18 protein-coding genes and 1 tRNA gene are annotated in these 20,606 nt (G+C 51.8%); 1 reads left to right on the forward strand and 18 read right to left on the reverse strand.

The window, feature by feature from the left end; translation table 11 throughout:
- Positions 1 to 7 precede the first annotated feature (7 nt).
- The 18 genes from C7120_RS07545 to rlmN form a co-directional block, all read right to left on the reverse strand.
- Positions 8 to 397, reverse strand: a complete 390-nt coding sequence (locus tag C7120_RS07545; RefSeq protein WP_107621017.1) for a GPW/gp25 family protein — start codon at positions 395 to 397, stop codon at positions 8 to 10.
- 3 nt (positions 398 to 400) lie between these two features.
- Entirely contained in the window at positions 401 to 679 is a 279-nt protein-coding gene (locus tag C7120_RS14350; protein ID WP_107621018.1) for a PAAR domain-containing protein, read from the reverse strand.
- A gap of 11 nt (positions 680 to 690) precedes the next feature.
- The gene (gene vgrG, locus C7120_RS07555; protein ID WP_107621019.1) at positions 691 to 2,421 is read right to left on the reverse strand and encodes a type VI secretion system tip protein VgrG; all 1,731 of its coding nucleotides are present in this window, start codon (positions 2,419 to 2,421) and stop codon (positions 691 to 693) included.
- 3 nt (positions 2,422 to 2,424) lie between these two features.
- The gene (locus C7120_RS07560; protein WP_146154218.1) at positions 2,425 to 3,009 is read right to left on the reverse strand and encodes a hypothetical protein; all 585 of its coding nucleotides are present in this window, start codon (positions 3,007 to 3,009) and stop codon (positions 2,425 to 2,427) included.
- 159 nt (positions 3,010 to 3,168) lie between these two features.
- On the reverse strand, positions 3,169 to 3,633 hold the full coding sequence (locus C7120_RS07565; RefSeq protein WP_107621021.1) for a phage tail protein: 465 nt from the start codon (positions 3,631 to 3,633) through the stop codon (positions 3,169 to 3,171).
- Positions 3,634 to 3,703: 70 nt separating this feature from the next.
- Positions 3,704 to 4,156, reverse strand: a complete 453-nt coding sequence (locus C7120_RS07570; RefSeq protein ID WP_107621022.1) for a phage tail protein — start codon at positions 4,154 to 4,156, stop codon at positions 3,704 to 3,706.
- 33 nt (positions 4,157 to 4,189) lie between these two features.
- Positions 4,190 to 5,665 (reverse strand): phage tail sheath C-terminal domain-containing protein, encoded by a 1,476-nt coding sequence (locus C7120_RS07575; RefSeq protein ID WP_107621023.1) that lies wholly within the window; start codon positions 5,663 to 5,665, stop codon positions 4,190 to 4,192.
- A 37-nt stretch (positions 5,666 to 5,702) separates the two neighbouring features.
- Positions 5,703 to 6,320: a Pvc16 family protein gene (locus C7120_RS07580; RefSeq protein WP_107621024.1), complete on the reverse strand. Its 618-nt coding sequence runs from the start codon at positions 6,318 to 6,320 to the stop codon at positions 5,703 to 5,705.
- A gap of 12 nt (positions 6,321 to 6,332) precedes the next feature.
- Positions 6,333 to 8,333 carry a DUF4157 domain-containing protein gene (locus tag C7120_RS07585; RefSeq protein ID WP_107621025.1) on the reverse strand — a complete coding sequence of 667 codons (2,001 nt, stop codon included), beginning with the start codon at positions 8,331 to 8,333 and terminating at the stop codon, positions 6,333 to 6,335.
- 368 nt (positions 8,334 to 8,701) lie between these two features.
- Positions 8,702 to 8,778: transfer RNA gene (locus C7120_RS07590), tRNA-His, on the reverse strand.
- A 94-nt stretch (positions 8,779 to 8,872) separates the two neighbouring features.
- Positions 8,873 to 9,253, reverse strand: coding sequence for a preprotein translocase subunit SecG (secG, locus tag C7120_RS07595; protein ID WP_107621026.1), 381 nt, complete (start codon positions 9,251 to 9,253; stop codon positions 8,873 to 8,875).
- A 23-nt stretch (positions 9,254 to 9,276) separates the two neighbouring features.
- Positions 9,277 to 10,041 carry a hypothetical protein gene (locus C7120_RS07600; RefSeq protein ID WP_107621027.1) on the reverse strand — a complete coding sequence of 255 codons (765 nt, stop codon included), beginning with the start codon at positions 10,039 to 10,041 and terminating at the stop codon, positions 9,277 to 9,279.
- A gap of 17 nt (positions 10,042 to 10,058) precedes the next feature.
- The gene (lptE, locus tag C7120_RS07605) at positions 10,059 to 10,556 is read right to left on the reverse strand and encodes an LptE family protein (RefSeq protein WP_107621435.1); all 498 of its coding nucleotides are present in this window, start codon (positions 10,554 to 10,556) and stop codon (positions 10,059 to 10,061) included.
- Between the two features lie 144 nt (positions 10,557 to 10,700).
- Complete coding sequence (locus C7120_RS07610; protein ID WP_107621028.1) at positions 10,701 to 11,930, reverse strand: sigma-54-dependent Fis family transcriptional regulator; 1,230 nt, start codon at positions 11,928 to 11,930, stop codon at positions 10,701 to 10,703.
- 54 nt (positions 11,931 to 11,984) lie between these two features.
- A complete protein-coding gene (locus tag C7120_RS07615) occupies positions 11,985 to 12,974 on the reverse strand; it encodes a lysylphosphatidylglycerol synthase transmembrane domain-containing protein (protein ID WP_107621029.1) in 990 nt (329 codons plus the stop codon).
- A 3-nt stretch (positions 12,975 to 12,977) separates the two neighbouring features.
- A complete protein-coding gene (locus tag C7120_RS07620; RefSeq protein ID WP_107621030.1) occupies positions 12,978 to 14,129 on the reverse strand; it encodes a PdxA family protein in 1,152 nt (383 codons plus the stop codon).
- 112 nt (positions 14,130 to 14,241) lie between these two features.
- The gene (locus C7120_RS07625) at positions 14,242 to 15,162 is read right to left on the reverse strand and encodes a DUF4837 family protein (RefSeq protein ID WP_107621031.1); all 921 of its coding nucleotides are present in this window, start codon (positions 15,160 to 15,162) and stop codon (positions 14,242 to 14,244) included.
- A complete protein-coding gene (gene rlmN / locus C7120_RS07630; RefSeq protein WP_107621436.1) occupies positions 15,155 to 16,195 on the reverse strand; it encodes a 23S rRNA (adenine(2503)-C(2))-methyltransferase RlmN in 1,041 nt (346 codons plus the stop codon). The genes C7120_RS07625 and rlmN overlap by 8 nt, the downstream gene beginning before the upstream one ends.
- Positions 16,196 to 16,772: 577 nt before the next feature.
- On the opposite strand from rlmN, the gene C7120_RS07635 reads away from it, so the two are divergent.
- On the forward strand, positions 16,773 to 20,561 hold the full coding sequence (locus C7120_RS07635; RefSeq protein WP_107621032.1) for a DUF4922 domain-containing protein: 3,789 nt from the start codon (positions 16,773 to 16,775) through the stop codon (positions 20,559 to 20,561).
- The last annotated feature ends 45 nt before the right edge of the window (positions 20,562 to 20,606 follow it).

The following is a 20,606-nucleotide window of genomic DNA, read 5'->3' on the forward strand; positions in this document are numbered from 1 at the left end:
TATGTTATTATTCAAAGTTAAAGGGATACACCATATTATATTCATTTCCTGTTTCTAAAATAGTGTATGCGATTGTCAACATGAGCTTTCCATTAAGAATCTCTGAACTATTGATTGATAACGAATCAAGCGATATTCTCGGCTCGAATTCTGTAATAATCTCCCTAAAAAGTTTCTCAAGACGCTTGATGCGCATTGTATCGGTGCCAAGGAATTGATAATCTTCTATATTGCAGCCATATTGAGGGTGGAAAAGTCGCTCTTGCTGCTTTGTATGGAATAGTATCATCAAACTTTGCTCTATTTCCTCCTGATCGGATTCTGTAAGCGCAACTGTATTGCTTATCTTGCTAAATCGAGGTGGAAAGGCCCATCCTCTTCCAACTGTTTCTTCCATAATTTATTTCCCTATAATAACGGTAGGACATCCTGCGATTGGCATGGCTCCACATCCCGCTGTACTGGTTGTTGTTAATGCGGGCCTACCACCTATCAACACCGTGGCGCTCCCCACGAGGAATGGTGAAGCCGGTAAATGCGTCGGTGCAACGATTGCACAGGTATGCAAATCACCTACGACTGCCGCAGGCATTCCACCAATCAGCACACTTGCGACTCCGGGGCCTGTAACAACGCCTCCATGATTTGTTATATCACCTATTCTCACTGCAGCTGCCATCTTTCCAAGTATTAATTGATTTGTACTATTGCACCTTTCACAATGGTATTTCCGGATGCAGACAACTCACAGGCTGCCGTTCCTTGTAATTTCAATTGTGAATTTGCCTTTATATTCACATTACTACCTTCAATGGATATCCCCTGGCTTGCCTTCAGGTTTATGGCTTGGTTCGTTTCCATGGATATGCCATTACTATCTAAAGATATTTTGTTGCCATTTTGATCTTGAATATAGATTCCACCATCTGCGTCACTAAGTGTAATACGATTATTGCCCGGTGTATCCAGTGTCAATACTTTTTGATCATCATCAAATAGAATCTTTAGCTTTTCTCGACTGATAATCCCCTTTTGATGATTGCTATCAGACTTTTCTATTGGCGAGGGAAGCGTACTACTATGCAGCATTCCAAGTACTACTGCGTTATTGGGGTTGTCATCAACAAATCCGACTATTAACTCATCATCAATCTCCGGATAGAATACCACACCGCGCTCCTTCCCCGCGCCAAGCATCGCTAATCGTGCCCAAATTATAGTATTTTCGTTCACGAGTAATTTAATGCTTATACGCTCTTCCCCGAGGGGATCTCCTTCTAAAGCAACAACTTTCGCTATTTGCAAACCATGTACGGAGGGCATCATGCCTTCAGCTGGTTTGGCCTCTATATTGTCGTAACGCTCTGCATAGAGTGTTTTATCCATTCCAAGAGTTATCTTCGTATGCCAATCTCCATTCTCTATTGTATGAGAAACCGATGACACAATGATCTTTCCATCAAATCTTTTCCCGATATTCTCGAAGGCCACCATCTGTCCTGGCTCTAAGGCCTCCCCCCATATTTCTGCCGAACCGATTATCCTTGCAAGATCAGTACGCATGCTCAGCATCTTATGATAGGCTATCATCGCATCACGCACTTCCATATAGCCCAATGTAGGTTGCGACAGTTCGTTCCTGTCATTTGCTTCTGCAAGTTTTTCAATAGGCAGATTACCCATGGCATAGCCATATTGACCTCCTTGCAATGTTTCCTCTTCTTTTTCCTGTGTAGAATAATTCCAGCCGGTTGTCTTATATGACTTATGGGCATACCTCCCATCCAATTCTAAATCCAGATTATATAAATTATAACCGTTTGCTATATTCAAAGCCGGTTCAGCATTTACTTCAGGGGATTTAATTTTTATTCCTTCTGGCGTCGTAACCACTACCATTCCTACAGACTCTGCACGCATATTGATAAAGTCCCAATCCGTGCAATTATATTGCACTATTCTTTCGTGCTGGATCGAAGTGTCTTCTACTTCAACTTGAATATTGTACGCCGAGCATATATCCTTGATAACCTTTTGATCAGAACAATCTTCAAAATTGCGTATTTTTCTTTCTAAAGTCATCTTATATGCAGGATGCTTTGCCTCGATTGTTAATCTTGCGCCATCACTACTCAGCTGAAGATGCTGCATTTCAATAATTCCTTTGAAAATACATTTCTGCTCTTCCTCTTTTCCAACGCTGATACTTATCTCTTTTCCAATCAAGAAATTATCGGAATCTCCTATCACGAAGTCTTCATCATTAAAGCCGCCATCATTCAATGCGATTTCCGCAGTAGCCAAACGATGAAACTCCGTTTCTGTAACTACTGATATAATATAAGGTGCAAATTCGGTCTCTTTACCGTTAATTTTCACACTTAAGCTTGTATCTTGAATAAAGATGTCTTTCTTCTCCATGAATTATTTTATTTCATGTATCGTATCTTTTCCCAACTTGCTGGCCTGATCTGTCACCTCGCTGGCACAAGTACATTCGCATATGGGGCGACACTCTTGCTTTGCTTTGGGGGGCTTCTTCTTTTGAGAAGGCTTAGGCCTTGAAACCGTTTTAAAGCTACAAGATAGTTTTGCTCGTAGTGGAGTTCCATCCTGATGAAACAGCTGATAAACAATTTCTAATGATGTCAGTTTGCATAACATCAATATTCCAGCGTATTCAATTCCTACATAAGGTGCTTTATAGCCCATTTCGGGATTAGAATATACGATTTCCAAGAATTTATCAATCTCTGTTTTTACATCGCTTCGATTCTCGTCTACCAATCCTGTGCCATCGATGAGAAGATCAAATTTAATCACTTCACTCTCAAAGCCCATGCCCTTACCGACATCATTTACCGACCCGAGAGGTTGATTCTTTTTATCTTCACTCTTAACGGATAAGGTTCGCACAAAAGAAGTAGGATTTAAAACTGCCAAGTATTCAGCTTTACTGACTACATCCTTCTCTTTGAAACTATTCTCAGAGAATGCTCTAAATGCCATTTTCCTAATCATCGTTCTCTGTTTTTCCTTTGGCTTGTCAGTCTCTCGTACACCCTGTTGGTATGCGAAATGTTATCTACTTGCTTTTCCGCTGTCAGAGGGTTAGGGGCAGTTTTCCTGCTGCGAGTGAAATCCGCTTTAATAGTAAGTTCCTTAATTTTAAGTGTCATTCTCCACTTTAAATGATCGGTATGCAAGTTCTATTGTCTCTATAGCCAGCTCATTCTTGTTGGCATGAAGTGATGAGGACTCCATTTTTACAGGATATACCCCCGTAACATTCCAAGTACGCAGAGGCTTAATGTTCTCATCAACGATAGAGATCGTCATATCACCGGGCTTGAAAATGAAATCCTCTAAGGCTCCCTTCACCCACTTCATCAAATCAGAATCGAGACTATGGGATTCCATTGCCCGTTTCAAAACAATGTTCTTATACTTAGCTTCCTTTGGAAGTTTCCATACAAAACCGTTTTCACCTCCTTCTTTATATTCTTCAACAGATAGTTCTGACATTAGTCCCGAAACTTCTTGCCAGCCTGAGTCTTCAAGGTTAAATGGCCTTTTGAAACTCACAATAAATGAAAAGGCTGACATATAAGATTTTGTATCTTTACCTGTCATGGGTCAATATTGAATGAGATTGAAAAGTGGGCGCAGGCAGAACTTGTCTGTCCTGCACCCTCACTCTGTTCTATTTACTTTGTGGATGATCTGTGGTGAAGCTCTCATAGGCAAGTTCAAGGCTTTCAACCAATACCTCACCCTTTGATGCACTCAGGTCTCCCGGGGTATACTTTGCGGGAAACGCATTCTTCAAGTTCCACACGACAACTGGTTTATGCTCTTCATCAAGCAAAGAAATGATAATATCCCGCCTGGTGACGGTATTATTCTTAATTTCTGATATCCAGGTGTAAAACCCATTGTCTGCTTTCATTGTGCCGCGCTTGAGCGTAACATTGCCATAAGTTTTTAGTCCAGGCATTTTAAATGTCGTGTACTCCTTATCAGCTCCATTGCGATATTCAATCACCTTCGTGCTAACATTCAACCCCGACACATCAGAGAAACAAACATTCTCATCGTCATCACTCCACTTCACTGAAAAGTGAAAGCCTGTTAAGGGATAATTATTATTTGCCATAATGCTTATAGTTTGTTTTTTATAAATTCGAAATTAAGACTCTTGAACCTTGTGTGAGAACTGGAGCACAATGAACTCTGCCGGCCGGACAGCTGCTAAGCCAATTTCAACCTTCATGATGCCCTTATTGATATCATCCTCTGTCATTGTCTCCCTAAGTCCTACGGAAACATAAAAGGCTTCTTTCGTTGTAGAGCCAGCCAATGCGCCATCGCGCCACAAGTTAGAAAGGAAATTTTCTATCTGGCAACGAACCTTTACCCATGTGTTTGCTGTATTGGGTTGGAAAACAGCCCATGCCGTGGCATTTTTTACACTTTGCTCTATATAGGCAAACAAGCGGCGCACTTGAATATAACGCCATTCGTTGCTATTACTATCCAGTGTGCGAGCTCCCCAAACAAGAATACCTTTACCTCTGAAATAGCGAATGGCATTGACGGATATACCCGAATCAGCAGGAACATTCATTTTTCCCTGCTGTGTATCCGAGATGTGAACATTGACATCAGAAACTGAATTTATACTGATATTGGCAGGTGCATTCCAAACACCATTCTTGGCATCATTCGTACAAATGATACCTGCCATAGCGCCGCTTGGCGGAATAATCTTAGCCGGCTCCAGCAAAGCTGCCACCACGCTGTCGTAATCTTTTTGTGTTGCGGCATACTTCTTGGCCTCATATTTCGCTTTCTCCGAATCGCTATTCTTTTGGGGCTCACCCTCTTTACCCCAAACAAAACAGTGCGCGACTTGATAAAAATCAATATCTTTTGCATAGTTTGTCTTCACGAATGGATAATAGCCTGCACCATAATTCAAGTTATTGGTACCAACTGCCTCACGGAATGCATTGATATCCGCATCCGTATTACCAGTGCTTTTCACATCCAACAAAGCAATGCGGTTTTGCATTTTTGCACAATGTGATAAAGCTCTTTTCTGAATAGAGCCAAGCAATGTTGCGTCAAAATTTGTCGCTGCATCAGGGAATAGGACTATTGTTATCTCTGGCACAGTCTCCAAACATTTAAATACTTCTTCAGAGAAAGTTGCTTCCGTGATGGTGTCTTCGAAGCTTGCCACCGACACGACATAACATTCAGCCCCTCCATTATCAAAGAAAAGGCGCATACTGTCATAAAGCACAAACTCTGAACCGATTAATTTTGTTTCCTTGACTTCAAGAGGTTTCGGGCCACCAAATTTGCTCTCGAAATCAAGCAAACTGATTACCTTGACCGGTTTGAGTATCCTCTTCGTAGACTGACCATTCTCCTTTGTTGTCTTTGGAGAGGATTTTTCAGTTGTACTGCCTGTACTCACATTTTTATTTCCTGCATTATTGACATCTTGCTGAGAAGATGTTGCAGTTACACTACCAATAAAAGGAGATTTCTCAGTTATTCCTATAAAAACAGGAATTGCAGTTGCTACCCCCGCGACAGACGGCGGAAACTTGGAGATTTCTTCCACATAGACACCTGGTGTTTTGTAATCATTCATAAGATTGTAATTTAACGGTACGACTTATTATATTAATTTAAATCTTTTTATTATCAGCATCTTCTTGATTTAAAGACATCTTTTTCCACACATGTTGTATCTCACGGATTTCCTTATACGCCATATGTCTTGAGTCTTTGAGCGTAAGCATTCTAACCTTATAACAGACTGCCGGCATAACCTTACAACCTAAAGTTTGCCATAAACTATTATTTTGCTCCGCTGTCAGAGTTTGCAATTCTATAGACAAGCTCTTCATGATCTTTGCGACATTAGCTTGCTGTAGCATTTCTTCTTGCGGTAAAGGCTCTTCTTCCTGTGGGGCAAAGTCATATATGTTATTAAGCACATACAGCGTTTTAGATATTTGCATCAGTGCCGTGTTATAATTTTGTGCTTGCGAAGAGATCACGATAAAGAGGTTAATGCAAAGATCGGGATTAGCAAAATAGCCCTCCTTGTCTGGGAGCGGGTGGTATGAGACCTGTTTTTTCATAGATGTTTCTTCCTCAATCCGCAGAAGAGTAATATAAAGACCTTCTTCTTGCTGGCCTTCTTTCTCCAACGCATTCAGATAGACTTTCCAGTCGGTCCCCATTTCCTTAAACTGGATTTCTAAATATTTTTGTATGGTCTCTAATGTTTTACTGATCATGGGATTTAATCTTTATCTAAAAAGTGCTCCACCTGTAGCCTTTAGGATATCTATCATATACCTCTCTTTCTCATAGCCAATAACATCAAGAACTTCATTCAGATTAAGGACTATGCTAGCTAGAGTTGAAATTGGATTTAAAACTTCATCCATATTCGGTGCAGAATTGTCTACCATTCCATGCAACATCTTTTTTTCCATGTCGGTTACGATCTCTATTCCATTCTCAACGACTTCTGTTCCAATGATTTCCTGCATAAGTCTCTGTATAGCAAGTTTCTTTAACTCTTTATCTGCCATCGCTTCTTTAAAGATATCTTTGGCTTTATCCACATCAAATAGCGGACCAACTTTTAGCTTAAGCATATTGACCAGGATAATCGTAGACTGTTCTTCTATAACATCCCACTTGTCCCATTCCTTGTCTGAGCTTGCTGCTAAGGAGATGTAATAACTGATGCTATCGCTTAAAATACCCGGCATAGCACCTGCAATCTCTTTAATAATGGTCTTACCGAAAAGCCACTCTAATTGTGCCGCTACACTGGGAGCTCCTAATATAACAGAAAATTCTATTTCCAGCGTCTTGAAAAATATGTATGTCCAAGTTTCTGCCGATACCAACGCACGCGTGTCAACATGAAATTCATATAAAGTATCCTTTCTATTTTGGATCATTTGTTTGAAAAAAGCTGCTACTCTGGCTTTTCCTTTATCCCCCTTTTTCTTGTATTCCTCTTCATATCCCGTAAGTGCCCTGATACTCTCAGCATATACATTGTATTGATCATTAAGCCATCTCTTAGAGGCATCTTCAGGGTATGCTTTATGAAACTCAATAGCTGCATAAGCATCAACCACCTTACTCATTTGCATAGAAAAATCTTTTATATGGTTTTCTATGTCAGAAGGTCCCTTGATACCAACTTCATCTAATACTTCTTTTGGCCAGGAAGTACTCAGAAAATCATAAACATCTTTCTGTATATCCTCACGATTGTCAAAGATCTCGCCATCAAACACCAACTGATCAAACCCTTTTGAAAGTATTTCTTGTGATTTCTTAAAAGATTGACTTTCCGGATGATACTCACTGAAGTTCTTTTGTTTTATAGAGAGTATTTGTTTAAGCGTATCAAAAACCTTGTTGCCATTACTGAGCTTAACTAAGTCAGTAAATTCAGCTATAGCGAAATGATAAGCTTGATTAGCTTTCTCTCTGTCACTCAATTCCCTATATCGCGGATCATCACATAGGCGGTGATAGTAATCGTTTATAATACTGTTAGCAGTTTTTATTAAAAAATCTAATCCATAATCTTTAAAGTCTGCATCAAGTAGCCCCCCCCACCTTGTAGGCTCCTCTTCCAGATCCAATTTTTTAATAACATTTGGATGTGCTATTTCCAAATAACGGTAGAATTGTGTCCAAGTCCATGAGGATGAAAAAAAACGCTCCGCGATTTCACGCTGGTAATCATAGTTAGGGCTCCTCGAAACTTTCCCATTCCCCTGAACGACATGGGCAAGCTCGTGGGCAATAAGATGTTGGCCCTCCTTGGTTGAAGGAGCATACTGGCCTTGAGCAAAATAAATGTCATTGCCATGTGTAAACGCTTTGGCACAAATAGAATTGCTCAATGAAAAGGCCGTTTGATCCGTATGGAGACGAACTTGCGAAAAATCGCGTGTAAAACCGTTCTCCATCATGTTCCGCAACCCCGAAGGCATCGGCATGCCCTGCCCCTGGGTCGAGGCCAAACGGCTCTCCATTTCCCGTGGCAATGCAATGCCACCCGAACCTCCTGCCGACAATGCTCGATACACTTTGCCACCACCAACAATACTGTCGGCAGCCAAGTCTGCCTCATACTCGTCAAGATCGCCGGGCGAACTCATCTCCAACTTGGCATGTACAAATGTGCGAGAGTCTGATGAGTGTATTGCGCTAAAAGTAGGATTGTTACTTTTATCTTTTATGGGTGCCGTTTTAGGAACTAATGATTTTGGCATAACTTAAAATTCGTTATAACACTAAAAATATGTAGAGATCCAGTAATGTAGATTATTAACTTCTCGACAAAAATAGAAAAAAAAACTGATATTAAATCTAAAACGCTTAAAAAAAATAGGTATTTTTTATATTATTAACATAAAACATTTTGATATTCCAAACGAACCGTTGGCCTGCGGTCGCTTAGTGGTGTTTAAATTAATAAGTACAAGTCATCGTATGCACAACTTATCCCGAACTGGGGGTAAGTATATGCCTATTCCTATTCCTACTAAATTTCTACTGAGCCTGTATATACTTTTCGTTTTCTTTATAATAAAAGAAAAGCGGAAACCCTTTATCTATCGGATTTCCGCTTGTTTCTTGGTGGGGTGGAGGGTGGGATTCGAACCCACGACATTCAGAACCACAATCTGACGCTCTAACCAACTGAACTACATCCACCGTGTAAGGGTTTGCCCAATCATCTTAAGCGGATGCAAAGGTACGGGAAATATTTGGAACAGCCAAACATTTCCCGATATTTTTTTATCCTGTCTTACTTTGCCGGCGTAACAGGTGGCTTCGGAGCCGCGGGAGCATTCTGTTGCGTGCCCTGTGTGGCTTGGCCTGCGCCGAAGCCCTGTGTGTTGACGGGGTTGGTGGTCTCGGTCTTCACGGCCTGGCTGTCGAACACGCTCTGCTCGTGCTGTGCCTGGGGCGCGGTGTAGGCGCAGAAGATGCTCAACACGACCATGGTGGCTGCGAGGCCCCATGTGATTTTCTCGACGAAGTCGGTTGTCTTGCGGACGCCCATGATCTGATTGGATGAGGAGAACTGTGATGAGAGGCCTCCTCCCTTAGACTCCTGGATGAGCACGATGAAGATCGTCAGGAGCGATACGAGTACGATAAATACTACTAATAATGTATAAACCATCTTTTCTTAAAACTATTTTATTTTTAATTCTTATTTGTCTCTTTGGCGCTATCGTTGCGGATGAGCTTCCGCAAGAATCGCATTTGGTCTGCAAAGTAAGCATTTTTTTTTGAATTATTCAAATTTAAATGCTTAATAATTTCCAAAGCGCGCTGATATTTGCCTTGTTGGATGTAAATGCGGGCGAGCGTCTCGGTGTAGTAGATGGCGTTGCTCTCACTTTCCTCCTCGGGGGTGTCGTCGATTTCGGGTAGGTAGCGCGGTTCCTCGCTGAGCTCGATCTTGCCTCCCGACTGGTCGAGGAACTGGTCGATGAGTGCCTGTCCTTTCATGATCGGAGTGTCGGCGGGAGCAGCCTCCTCGGTCTCGAGCAGGTAGCTCACATAGTCGGTGGTGGCGTCGGCGGGCGTGGGCTTGCGCTTTTTGCGACCGGCTTTCTCTTTCTCGCTCTCCACGGGGATGGTGTCGAGGAAGTTGTCGATGAGCAGGGCGGTACGGTCTTCTACGGTTTCCTCCTTGACTTTCGCGGTCTTTCTGGTCGCCGGCAGGTTGCGCAGCTTATAGTGGGCGGCCTCCACGAGATTGAAGATCACCTTGCGGTCGGTGATGTAGATGGCGGCCTTGCGCAGCTCTTCGTCGAAGGTGAGGTCGTGCAGGATGTAGAGGTTCTGCAGCATGAGGAGGCGTGCGGTCTGATAGTATGGATAGAGTGCGATGAGGCTGCGGAGATCATAGAGGGTCTCCTTGTCCATGAGCTCGGGATGTTTGATGAGTTGCACTAAGTCCATCTGTCTCTTGTCTGTGTTTACCAGTTGGCCACGGTGGCGTTGAAGATCTGGTCCACGAGGTCCTTGCACATTTGTGTAACGAGTTCCTCCTGCACCGACGACAGGTTCTGCGTAGTCTCATAGACCTGCGTGGCGGTGAACTGCCGCTCGAAGTCTTCCTGGTGGTTTGTATTGTTGGTGAAGCGCACGGCAACGGTCATCGAGAGCTCGGTCTGCGCGGAGTATCCCTCCGACGACACCGACTTGTTGCGTTGCGAGTATTGCGTGATTTCGCCTTCTATCTTCAGGTCGCCGTTTCGCCTCACCTGGATGAGTTTGGTGTGGTTGGCAAACTCATCTTTCAGCGCGTTGTTGAAAATGGGCGCCATGGGTCCCCACACATAGCTGGAGCGGATGGGGAAGTCGGCGATGGTGATGGTCTTTGTCTTGGAGTAGTCGATGCTGGCTCCGTTGAAGCTGTAGCCTTTGAAGGCGCATGACGACAGCAACAGTGCCATACAGCCGACGAGGAGCATCAGGGTCGTGCGGAGTGCCCCCCCTGCGTGGTGTGCGCAGCCTGTCGGCCGGCGGTCGGTGAGTAAGTTGCGATTCGCCATGTGGTATCTCGTTAATGATTCAATTCACAATTCATAATCCACAATCTCTAATCCACAATCTTCCTACAGCCCATACTGCTTGATGCGGCGGTAGAGCGTGCGGTCGGAGATGCCGAGAGCCGTGGCGGCTTTCTTGCGGTTGCCGTTAGCCATGCGGAGGGCTTTCTCCACCATCTGCCGCCCGAGGCTGGTCAGGTTCAGGTCGCCGTCTTCCTCCTCGGCCTCTATGAGTTCGGCCTCGGCATCGAGGGGCTGCGGCTGTAGCGAAGACGGCTGCAGACCGGGCATGGCTGGCTTGGTGGGAGCGATGATGGGGGTTTGGAATCCCGTGGCTCCGTTGAGCCCCCGCGCCTCGTCGATCTGCTTGCGCAGCGAGCTCATGTCGCGCCTGAGATTCGACACATTGCCGCGCAGCTCGTAGAGAATCTTGTAGAGCAGCTCGCGCTCGTTCTCATAGGAGTGGTTTCCGCCCTTGGTGATGGGGGCGAGCTCCGTGCTCTCCGGATCGTGCGGAATGTAGTGGGAGAGGATTTCGCCGCTGATCTCGCGCGAGGGGCTGAGCACCGACATCTGCTCTGTGATGTTCTTCAGCTGGCGCACATTGCCCGGCCACTTGTAGCTGAGCATGAGCTGCTTGGCCTCGTCGGTGAGCGAAATCTTCGGCAGCCGGTATTTCTCGGCCATCTTCATGGCGAATAGGCGGAAGAGCAGCAGGATGTCCTCTCCGCGGTCGCGCAGCGGCGGCATCTGGATGGGAATCGTGTTCAGGCGATAATAGAGGTCCTCACGGAACCGGCCCTCGCGGATGGCCTTGCGGATGTTGACATTCGTGGCCGCCACGATGCGCACATCGGTCTTCATGATCTTGGTGCCGCCCACGCGTATGTATTCGCCTGTCTCCAGCACCCGGAGCAGACGGGCCTGCGTGGCCAAGGGCAGCTCGCCCACCTCGTCGAGGAAGATAGTGCCCTTGTCGGTGATGCCGAAGTATCCCTCGCTCTCGCCGATGGCTCCCGTGAAGGATCCCTTCTCGTGGCCGAAGAGCTCGCTGTCGATGGTGCCCTCGGGGATGGAACCGCAGTTGATGGCAAAGTATTTCTCGCGCCGCCGGGGCGAGTTGTCGTGAATCAGGCGGGGGATGATTTCCTTGCCCACTCCGCTCTCGCCCACGATGAGCACGCTGAGGTCGGTCGGTGCCACCTGCAGGGCCACATCGAGCGCATGGTTCAGTCCGTCGCTGTTACCGACGATGTTGTATCTCTGCTTGATTCTTTGCAGTTCGGTCGTATTCATTGGATGACAAAGTTACGCATTTTTTGTGAGACAGCTGCAATTCTGTCAGACTTTTTATGTTTTTTTCTTGTCGAGCTTGATGAGCAGGAGTCCGATGCCCGTCCACACAAGTTCTCTTAATCTTACAATCAGAGCCACGAAGATACCTGTGCTGGTCGTGAGCCCGAGGCCAGTCGTCGACATCAGGAAACCTCCTTCACGGCCGCCCAGTTGCAGCGGCATGAAGAAGAGCATGTTGGCAAACAGCGAGGTGAAGGCCAGGATGAGAATGCAATGAATATAATTTACACTCGGCATCAAGACGAGCAGGATGAAGAAAATCTCCGTGGCGGAGCAGAAGCGGCATCCCAGTTCGAGGCACACGGCCGAGTAGAAGGTCTTGGGATTCTGCTTGTGCAGGTCGGCTATCTGGCGGTCGATGGTGTCGAGCTGCTGCTTGTGATGCTCCACGAAGGGCACGGCCCATCTCTTCACCAGCGGGAGGTGGCGCAGCACCTGCAGCAGTCGGCTGGCGAAACCTTTCTTGTAGCCTGTGGCGAAGAACCAGATGCCCAGCAGGCAGAAGGCTCCCGTCAGGGTGAGCATGACGGCCATGAACACCGACACGCGCTGCGTGAGGAGGAAGAGGAATATCGAGACGAGCCAGAACCAGAGGTGGCTGAAGATGTGGGTCATCGCGTAAAGGATGACCGACGACGAGGCACGCTCCGTGCCCACGACGGGGGCCAGCTCCATGATGCGATAGGGCTCGCCGCCCATCAGGCCGCCGGGAGTGGCATAGTTGAGGGCGAAGCCGGATATCGTGAGCTTGTAGACCCACCAGAATCCCACCGGCTTTCTGCCGTTGTCCTGCGAGCGGATGATGAGCCACCACGCCGAGGCGTTGAACAGGTAGAGGAATGCCCAGAGGATCACCACGGCGAAGAACCAGTAGCCCGCGTGCCGCAGTCCCTGCCACACCTCGGCAAAGGAGAGCTGCGTAACCATGACGGCGAGCACCACGAGTCCGAAGGCGAAGAAGGCGTTCTGGTATTTTCTGCTCATGGCTTATTCGGCTGCCGCCTCCTTGGGCCTTCCGCCCCGTGCTTCGTGCGGGCGGTCGGCGCGCTCCTTGATGGCGTTCTCGTGTTTCTTGGGAATGGCGAAGCGCACCTTCTCGCTTTCGTCGCGGCGTTCGCGGTAGAGTTTTGGCAATGGGTTCCCCATTGGCTCGTCGTAACGCTCTCGGTTGCGGAAAACATCGATGCCCAGGAAGATGGCGTGGCGCAGGGAATTCTCATTGGCCGCGTCCTTGCCCGCAAGGCTGTACTGCACGCCGTGGTTGGGTGCGGTGCACACGATGGGCAGCCCGGTCAGGAGCCGCTCGCTGCTCTCGATGGTGAGGGCGGAGAAGGGTGCCATGCCCTGATCGTGATACATGGCCAGCACGCCGTCGAAGTTCCGGTAGTCGCCGCTGGCAAAGAGGTCGTCGGCGGGATAGGGCCCGAAGGCACAGAGGCTCTTTTCGTTGAATTCCCCGATGGCCTTGCGGATGACCTCGTCTTCTTCCTTGCCGGCTCCCGGATTCAGTGAGAGCACGGCGACGCGGGGGCAGGAGATGGCGTAGTCGCGCTTCAGGCAGGTTACGAAGGTCTTGATTTTTCCGGTCAGTTTTTCCTTCGTGATGGCCGCGGCGACATTTTTCAGGGCCATGTCCTCGGTGAGGAGGCCCATGCGCAGCTGCTCGTTCTGCAGGAGGGTCATGGGCTGTGTGCCGTCGTCGAAGCACTCCTCGATGTAGGCCGTCTGCCCCTTGAACTGGAAGCCTACGCCCTGGATGCTGGCGTCGTTGATGGGGCAGGTAACGAGCACATCGAACAGATTGTCGCGATAGTCGGTGATGGCGCGGTCGAGGGCCATGAGCGAGGCGTGCCCTGCCTCCTGCGAGGCCGAGCCCATCTCCACCTTTATCTCCTCGTCGCAGGCCGTGAGCATGTTCACGCACCCCTCACGAGCTTCCTCCGCTCGCTCTATGATGGAGAAATTGGCCTCTATGCCCAGCGCGTTGCGATGGTAGGCGGCCACCTTGGGCGAGCCGTAGATGATGGGCGTGCAAAGCTCCAGCATCGTGGGGTCTGAGAAGGTTTTAAAAATCAGTTCGTATCCGACGCCGTTGGTGTCGCCGTGTGTGATGGCCACACGAATCTTTCTTTTTTCCATAGGATGGTTTTTTGTATTTAGTTATCTATTGACCTCCCCCCGGTCTCCTCCCGCAGAGGGGGTATGGGAATCCTCTCCCTCTGCCGGGGAGGGCCGGGGAGGGGCTTACTCCTTAATAATCATACACCACCGCCTCGAGCTGCCTGATGAGGTTGCGCTTCTTCTGCCCGGGGGCATAGACGAAGGCCAGTTCCACGAGCATGGTGCCGTCGCGGCGGTTCGTGAGGCGGGCGAAGAACGGGCCGCCCATGATGTCGTTCTCCATTTCCCAGAGTCCGTGGAAGTGCAGGTCGAGCATCTTGTCCTGCCGTGTCATCACGGTGGAGGCGTTCATCCGCATCCGCATGTCGTCGGCCTCGCCCCGGATGTTGGCTCCGAGGCAGCTGTCCACGCGCTGCAACACCTCGGGGAACGCCTTGAAGGCAGGACCGAGGAAGTCGCCCAGATGATAATAGGGGCATTGTCCCCGCAGACGCATGACGACGAGGTTCTTCGTGGCGAGGGTGCCGTTGTCGGAGAGCCATAGGAAGTCCTTGCCCTGCTTGCTTGCCTTCATGTCGGCGGGGATGCGGATGTCCTCGCCGAACATTTTCTTGACCAGTGCCCCGGCCTTGGGGTTGTGCTTGCGGCGGAGCTGCTTCACGGCCTGCTGGTGCTCGAACTGCTCAATGAAGGCTTCGGCGATCAGGATGTTGTCCTTGTTGGCGTAGACCACTCGCTGCGGCCGCGTGTAGACATTATCCTTGATGTCCCAGTCGTGGCGGGTGCCCTTCGTGTAGATGACGACGGTGCGAGCCAACCGGTAACTGCCCCTGAAGTCCTTCGGGCTGATGCTCACCACATCATACATCGGCTCCCCCTGCGGCAGTTCCCTGCAGGGCCGGCCCAGGCAGTCGGCGATGGCGTCCGCGCTGTCGCCCACCACGAGCACCTCGTAGGGCTTCATGCTGCTCATGGCGTGCTCCGCCGGTTTCCGTCCGCCGCATGCGGCGAGGAGCAGCAGGGTTGTGAGAGCGGGCAGCAGCTTATTCATGGCGCCGCCCTCCCGTCTTCCTCGAGGTGCTCAGCAAGCCGCAGGCAGCCTCGATGTCCTGTCCGCGCGAGGCGCGGATGGTGGTGAAGATGCCGTGCCCGGTCAGGTAGTCGCGCAGGGTTTCCATCGTCTCTTCGTCGGCTCCGCGGAGCGGCACGCCCGGTATCTGGTGGAAACGGATGAGGTTCACGCGACAGTCGAGGCCGCCGAGCAGCCTCACGATTTCTCGGGCGTGGGCCGGCGAGTCGTTCAGGCCCCCGAAGACGATGTATTCGAACGAGAGGCGCCGCTGGTGGGAGAAGTCGTGGCTGCGGAGCAGTTCCACGATTTCCCCGATGGGCATACCCCGCTGGGCGGGCATGAGCTCGGCGCGCTGGTCGGGCAGGGGAGAGTGGAGGCTGATGGCCACATGGCAGTCGCTCTCCTCGAGGAATCGCCGCAGCTTGCCCCTCACGCCCACGCTCGACACGGTGATGCGCCGTGGGCTCCACGCCCATCCGTAGGGGGCGGTGAGCACGCTGGTGGCGCGGAGCACGGCCTCGAGGTTGTCCATCGGCTCGCCCTGTCCCATGAAGACGATGTTGGTGAGCCTGTCGGCCTCGGGCAGGGCGTATATCTGGTTCAGGATGTCGGCCGCCGAGAGGTTGCCCTCGAATCCCTGCTTGCCGGTCTGGCAGAAGAGGCAGTTCATCTTGCATCCCACCTGGCACGACACGCAGAGCGTGGCGCGGTCGTTGTCGGGGATGAAGACCGTCTCCACGCGCTTGCCGTCTCTTGTCGGGAAGAGATATTTCACGGTGCCGTCCTTGGAGTGCCGCGCCTCGACGGGGTCGGCACAGCCAATCTCGTAAGCCTTGCCGAGCTTCTCGCGGTTGGCTTTCGACAGGTCGGTCATCTCGTCGATGCTTCTCACGCAGTGCCGGTAGATCCATTTCGCCATCTGTCCGCCGGCGAAGGCGGGCATCCCGAGCTCACGGGCCACACTTCCGAGCTCGTCGGGCGTCATGCCGAGAAGAGCTGTCTTTCTGTCCATCTTGTTGCCTTTTTTCCTTCTTAGGCCTTGTTTCACGGGATTCTGCCTCCCGGAGGGAGGCGCCGTGGCATGCCTTTTCCGCATGCAAAGATAAGGAAAATCGGCGGAATATTTGCAGAAATCGCAAACTTTCATGTGATTCCGCCTGATTCTCTCATGTTCATCCTTTTCGTCGCCTTGCGTCCGGCTGAAAGTAAAAGGCGGCTAAAAGGCGAGCTTCTAACGGCTAAAAGGTGAGCTTTTAACGGCTAAAAGGTGGGCTTTTAACGGCTAAAAGAAAATGGGGGAGCAAGGAAGGGGGAATAGGGAGTGGAAAGGGGGTAGGCGATAAGTCTGCCGTTCCTGCCGTCTCTTGCGCTGGCAGAGCGGAATCCGGACGGCGAAGACGACGACCGGTCCTATCACGATTGCCAGTTGCGAGCCCATGTCCTGTGGGTTTAGGTTCGTTGTGATTTCACGGAGAGAGCCTTGTCTTTCCGTTTCTTATCCGGGAAAAGGTATGGATTTTTTCGATAATTATCCCCGTTTTCCCGTTTTTTTTGTAAGTTTGCAATCTGTTAAACGGTTTTTCAGAAAGATGAGACAATTGATCGACTGCTTCCTGCCTTGCGACGACCTGCGCTCGCTGGAGGGCACGCTTGAGGCCTTGAGGCAGAGCAAGACCACGCGATACATTTATCTATTGGTGTCGGCCGAGTTTGCCGAGACCGCCCGTGTTCCTGCCGACTGCAGGGTGGTGGAGGTGGACTCGCCGCTGTCCGTGGCCACGATGCTGCGGATGGCGGCCTGTGCCGGAGCCGAGTATGCGCTCCTGAGCCAGAAGGCCGCGCCCTTCACCCTCGGCTACTACGCCCTTGAGCGCATGTTGCGGGTGGCCGCGGACGAGGATGCCGCCCTGCTCTATGCCGACCATTATGCCATGGAGGACGGGGAGCGGCGCGGCCATCCGGTCATCGACTATCAGAAAGGGTCGCTTCGCGACGACTTCGACTTCGGTCAGCTGCTGCTCATCCGCTCCTCGCTGCTCCGCGAATATGCTGCCTTGCCGCATCCCGGCTATCGCTTTGCGGGGCTCTACGACCTGCGCCTCTTCCTCTCCCGCAGCGGCGAGCTCTTCCATCTGAATGAATTTCTCTACACGGAGCAGGAGACCGACACGCGTAAGGGTGGCGAGCGGCAGTTCGACTATGTAGACCCACGGAACCGAGAGGTGCAGGAAGAAATGGAGCGGGCCTGTACTGAGCATCTCCGTGAGATGGGCGCGCTTGTAGACCCTTCGCTCCATGCGCAGCCCGATTTCGGCGAGCAGGACTTCGAATATGAGGCATCGGTGGTCATCCCCGTGTATAACCGTGAGCGGACGATTGCCGATGCCGTGCGGTCGGCCTGCGGGCAGCAGACCGGCTTCAGGTTTAATGTCATCGTCGTCGACAACCATTCCACCGACCGCACGCCGCAGATCATCGACGAGGTGGCATCGGCCAATCCGCAAGTCTGCCATCTCGTTCCGGAGCGCGACGACCTGGGCATCGGCGGATGTTGGAACATGGCCGTGCACGATGCGCGCTGTGGCCGCTTCGCCGTGCAGCTCGACAGTGATGACCTCTATTCCTCGCCCCACACCCTGCAGCGCATCGTCGACGAGTTCCGCCGACAGCAGGCGGCGATGATCGTGGGCTCCTACCGCATGTGCGACTTTGACCTCAACACGCTGCCGCCGGGACTTATCGACCACCGGGAGTGGACCGAGGCGAATGGCTGCAACAATGCCCTGCGCATCAACGGACTGGGGGCGCCGCGCGCCTTCTTCACACCGCTGCTCCGGCAGATTGGCTTCCCCAACACCAGCTATGGAGAGGACTACGCCGTGGGACTGGCCTTCTCGCGCCGCTACCGCATCGGGCGCATCTACGACGAGCTCTATCTCTGCCGCCGATGGACGGGCAACAGCGACCATGCGCTGAGCATTGACAAGACTAATGACAACAATCTCTACAAAGACAGGCTTCGCACGCTGGAACTGAACGCCCGGCAGCGCCTGCTCTCGGGAGCTGAAGACCTACTTGCGGGCGACGGGCTGCAGCGGTTCTTCAATCGACAGCTGGAGGTGTGGGACGAGGCCCGCCGCCACTTCCACGACCTGCAGTCGGTCAAGACGCGGAATCTGCCCTGCGGTGAGAGCACCCTCTGCGTACAGTTCAACCCCGCGCGCAGGGTCTCCACGGGGGCGCGGACAGACCGCAAGAGCCTTCAGGAGCGTCCCTGCTTCCTCTGCGAGAAGAACCGCCCGCGGGCGCAGATGACGAAGCCCGTCGATGCCCGCTTCGAGTTGCTCGTCAACCCGTTTCCCATCCTGCCCGTGCACTATACTGTTCCCGCCCGCCGCCATCAGCCACAGGCCATCCTGCACAACTATGGCGAGATAGGCCGACTGCTCGGGCAGTTTGCCGACCTGACGGTGTTCTACAACGGTCCGAGGTGTGGAGCGTCAGCTCCCGACCACCTGCACTTCCAGGCCGGCACGAGCGGCATCCTTCCGCTGCAGGCAGAGTGGCAGCGGCTCAGCCACGGCCTGCAGGCCGTGGTAACGCTCGGCGACGACGCCACCCTCTCCGTGCTGCACGACTTTCCCGTTCCGGCCTTCGTTATCCGCAGTCGTTCGCAAGATGCCGACAGCCAGCTCTTCCGTCTGCTCTACAAGGCGCTGCCCGTGGATGAGGGCGACACGGAGCCGATGATGAACATCGTGGCATGGCGCGCGGCCGACGAATGTGTGAGCGTGGTCTTCCCTCGTCGCAAGCACCGCCCCGACAGCTACTACCGGGCAGGGGCGGAGCAAATCATGGTCAGCCCCGGTGCCCTCGACATGAGCGGCCTCCTGATCACGGTGCGGGCCGAAGACTTCGATAGGCTCGACGCGGCCACGGCTGTCTCTATATTAAAAGAGGTGAGCCTCGCCGACGAACAGATGGCCGCCGTTACGGCAGCCCTGACGGACCACGAGGAGAAGAAGAAACTGCGCCTTGCCGGACTCTGCCGGACAGAACCCGAGGTGAGCGTGGGCATCGTGAGCGGTGAGGAAATCCACTTTGCCCTCAACAGGCCTTATCTGGCCAAGGGGAAAGAGATCTGCGGCGAGCAGGTGGTGAGCTTTTCCGGGGGAGGAATCTTGTGGAACGGCAACCAATACAAGGAGCTGCGCTTTGTTCCGCAGGAGGCAGGAGCCTCCTTTTCGCTCCATGATGTTACCATCGGCGTCAACTTCCACTGGGAGCGCAAGGAGACGCAGACTTTCCTCGGCACGCTGCGCTTCGTGGTTGAGGAAGACAAGGTCTGGGCCATCAACGAGCTGCCTGTGGAGCGCTATCTGGAGAGCGTCATCTCCAGCGAGATGAGCGCCACCTCCAGCCTGGAGCTGTTGAAGGCGCATGCCGTCATCTCGCGCAGCTGGCTGCTGGCCCAGATGCTGCGGCGGCAGCGGTTCGGCGGGGAAGCCGACAGTTTTTTCTCGTTCACCAAGAAAGACGACGAGCTCATCCGCTGGTACGACCGTGAGGACCACACCATTTTCGATGTCTGTGCCGACGACCATTGCCAGCGCTATCAGGGCATCACGAAGGAGACCAGCCGGAGGGTGGCCGAGGCCGTGGGCGACACCCGTGGACAGATACTCACCTCGGAGGGAGACATCTGCGACACCCGCTTCTCCAAGTGCTGCGGCGGCATGAGCGAGGAATACCAGTATTGCTGGGAAGACACGCCGAAGCCTTATCTGGCCGCCGTGCGCGACATCGCGCAGGGCATCTCGCCGTCGAGGCGGCAGGAGCCCGACCTTACGGTGGAGGCCGAGGCCGACCGCTGGATTCGCTCCTGCGAGCCGGCGTTCTGCAACACGGCCGACGGCAGGGTGCTCGCCGAGGTGCTCAACGACTACGACCGGGAGACGCGAGACTTCTATCGGTGGACGGTGGAGTACGGCCAGCGTGAGCTCTCGGCCCTCATCTCTGATAAGCTGAAGATGGATTTCGGTGCCATCATCGACCTCATTCCCCTGGAACGGGGCCGGAGCGGACGCGTCTCGAGGCTCAGGATCGTGGGCACCGAGCGCACCTTCACCATCGGCAAGGAGCTGGAGATACGCCGCGCGCTCAGCGAGACCCATCTCTACAGCTCGGCCTTCGTGGTCGATAAGCTCGACGCGAGGGATGGCATCCCGCGGCGATTCGTCATCCGCGGGGCCGGATGGGGCCATGGCGTGGGCCTCTGCCAGATAGGGGCTGCCGTGATGGGCGAGCAGGGCTACGACTACCACGACATCCTCCTGCACTACTACCAGGGAGCTGAAATCCAAAAAATCTATCAATAACCGCATCGCTCCCGCCGGCCTCCTCCGCGGGGCGGAGCGGCGGCG

It is taken from the genome of Prevotella sp. oral taxon 376, from assembly GCF_003043945.1.
Classification (GTDB): domain Bacteria; phylum Bacteroidota; class Bacteroidia; order Bacteroidales; family Bacteroidaceae; genus Prevotella.

Excerpts from the sequence above, each read along its gene's own strand:
- C7120_RS07545 (WP_107621017.1), bottom strand. The coding sequence starts at position 397 with ATGGAAGAAACAGTTGGAAGAGGATGGGCCTTTCCACCTCGATTTAGC.
- C7120_RS14350 (WP_107621018.1), bottom strand. The coding sequence starts at position 679 with ATGGCAGCTGCAGTGAGAATAGGTGATATAACAAATCATGGAGGCGTT.
- vgrG (WP_107621019.1), bottom strand. The coding sequence starts at position 2,421 with ATGGAGAAGAAAGACATCTTTATTCAAGATACAAGCTTAAGTGTGAAA.
- C7120_RS07560 (WP_146154218.1), bottom strand. The coding sequence starts at position 3,009 with ATGGCATTTAGAGCATTCTCTGAGAATAGTTTCAAAGAGAAGGATGTA.
- C7120_RS07565 (WP_107621021.1), bottom strand. The coding sequence starts at position 3,633 with ATGACAGGTAAAGATACAAAATCTTATATGTCAGCCTTTTCATTTATT.
- C7120_RS07570 (WP_107621022.1), bottom strand. The coding sequence starts at position 4,156 with ATGGCAAATAATAATTATCCCTTAACAGGCTTTCACTTTTCAGTGAAG.
- C7120_RS07575 (WP_107621023.1), bottom strand. The coding sequence starts at position 5,665 with ATGAATGATTACAAAACACCAGGTGTCTATGTGGAAGAAATCTCCAAG.
- C7120_RS07580 (WP_107621024.1), bottom strand. The coding sequence starts at position 6,320 with ATGATCAGTAAAACATTAGAGACCATACAAAAATATTTAGAAATCCAG.
- C7120_RS07585 (WP_107621025.1), bottom strand. The coding sequence starts at position 8,333 with ATGCCAAAATCATTAGTTCCTAAAACGGCACCCATAAAAGATAAAAGT.
- secG (WP_107621026.1), bottom strand. The coding sequence starts at position 9,253 with ATGGTTTATACATTATTAGTAGTATTTATCGTACTCGTATCGCTCCTG.
- C7120_RS07600 (WP_107621027.1), bottom strand. The coding sequence starts at position 10,041 with ATGGACTTAGTGCAACTCATCAAACATCCCGAGCTCATGGACAAGGAG.
- lptE (WP_107621435.1), bottom strand. The coding sequence starts at position 10,556 with ATGCTCCTCGTCGGCTGTATGGCACTGTTGCTGTCGTCATGCGCCTTC.
- C7120_RS07610 (WP_107621028.1), bottom strand. The coding sequence starts at position 11,930 with ATGAATACGACCGAACTGCAAAGAATCAAGCAGAGATACAACATCGTC.
- C7120_RS07615 (WP_107621029.1), bottom strand. The coding sequence starts at position 12,974 with ATGAGCAGAAAATACCAGAACGCCTTCTTCGCCTTCGGACTCGTGGTG.
- C7120_RS07620 (WP_107621030.1), bottom strand. The coding sequence starts at position 14,129 with ATGGAAAAAAGAAAGATTCGTGTGGCCATCACACACGGCGACACCAAC.
- C7120_RS07625 (WP_107621031.1), bottom strand. The coding sequence starts at position 15,162 with ATGAATAAGCTGCTGCCCGCTCTCACAACCCTGCTGCTCCTCGCCGCA.
- rlmN (WP_107621436.1), bottom strand. The coding sequence starts at position 16,195 with ATGGACAGAAAGACAGCTCTTCTCGGCATGACGCCCGACGAGCTCGGA.
- C7120_RS07635 (WP_107621032.1), top strand. The coding sequence starts at position 16,773 with ATGAGACAATTGATCGACTGCTTCCTGCCTTGCGACGACCTGCGCTCG.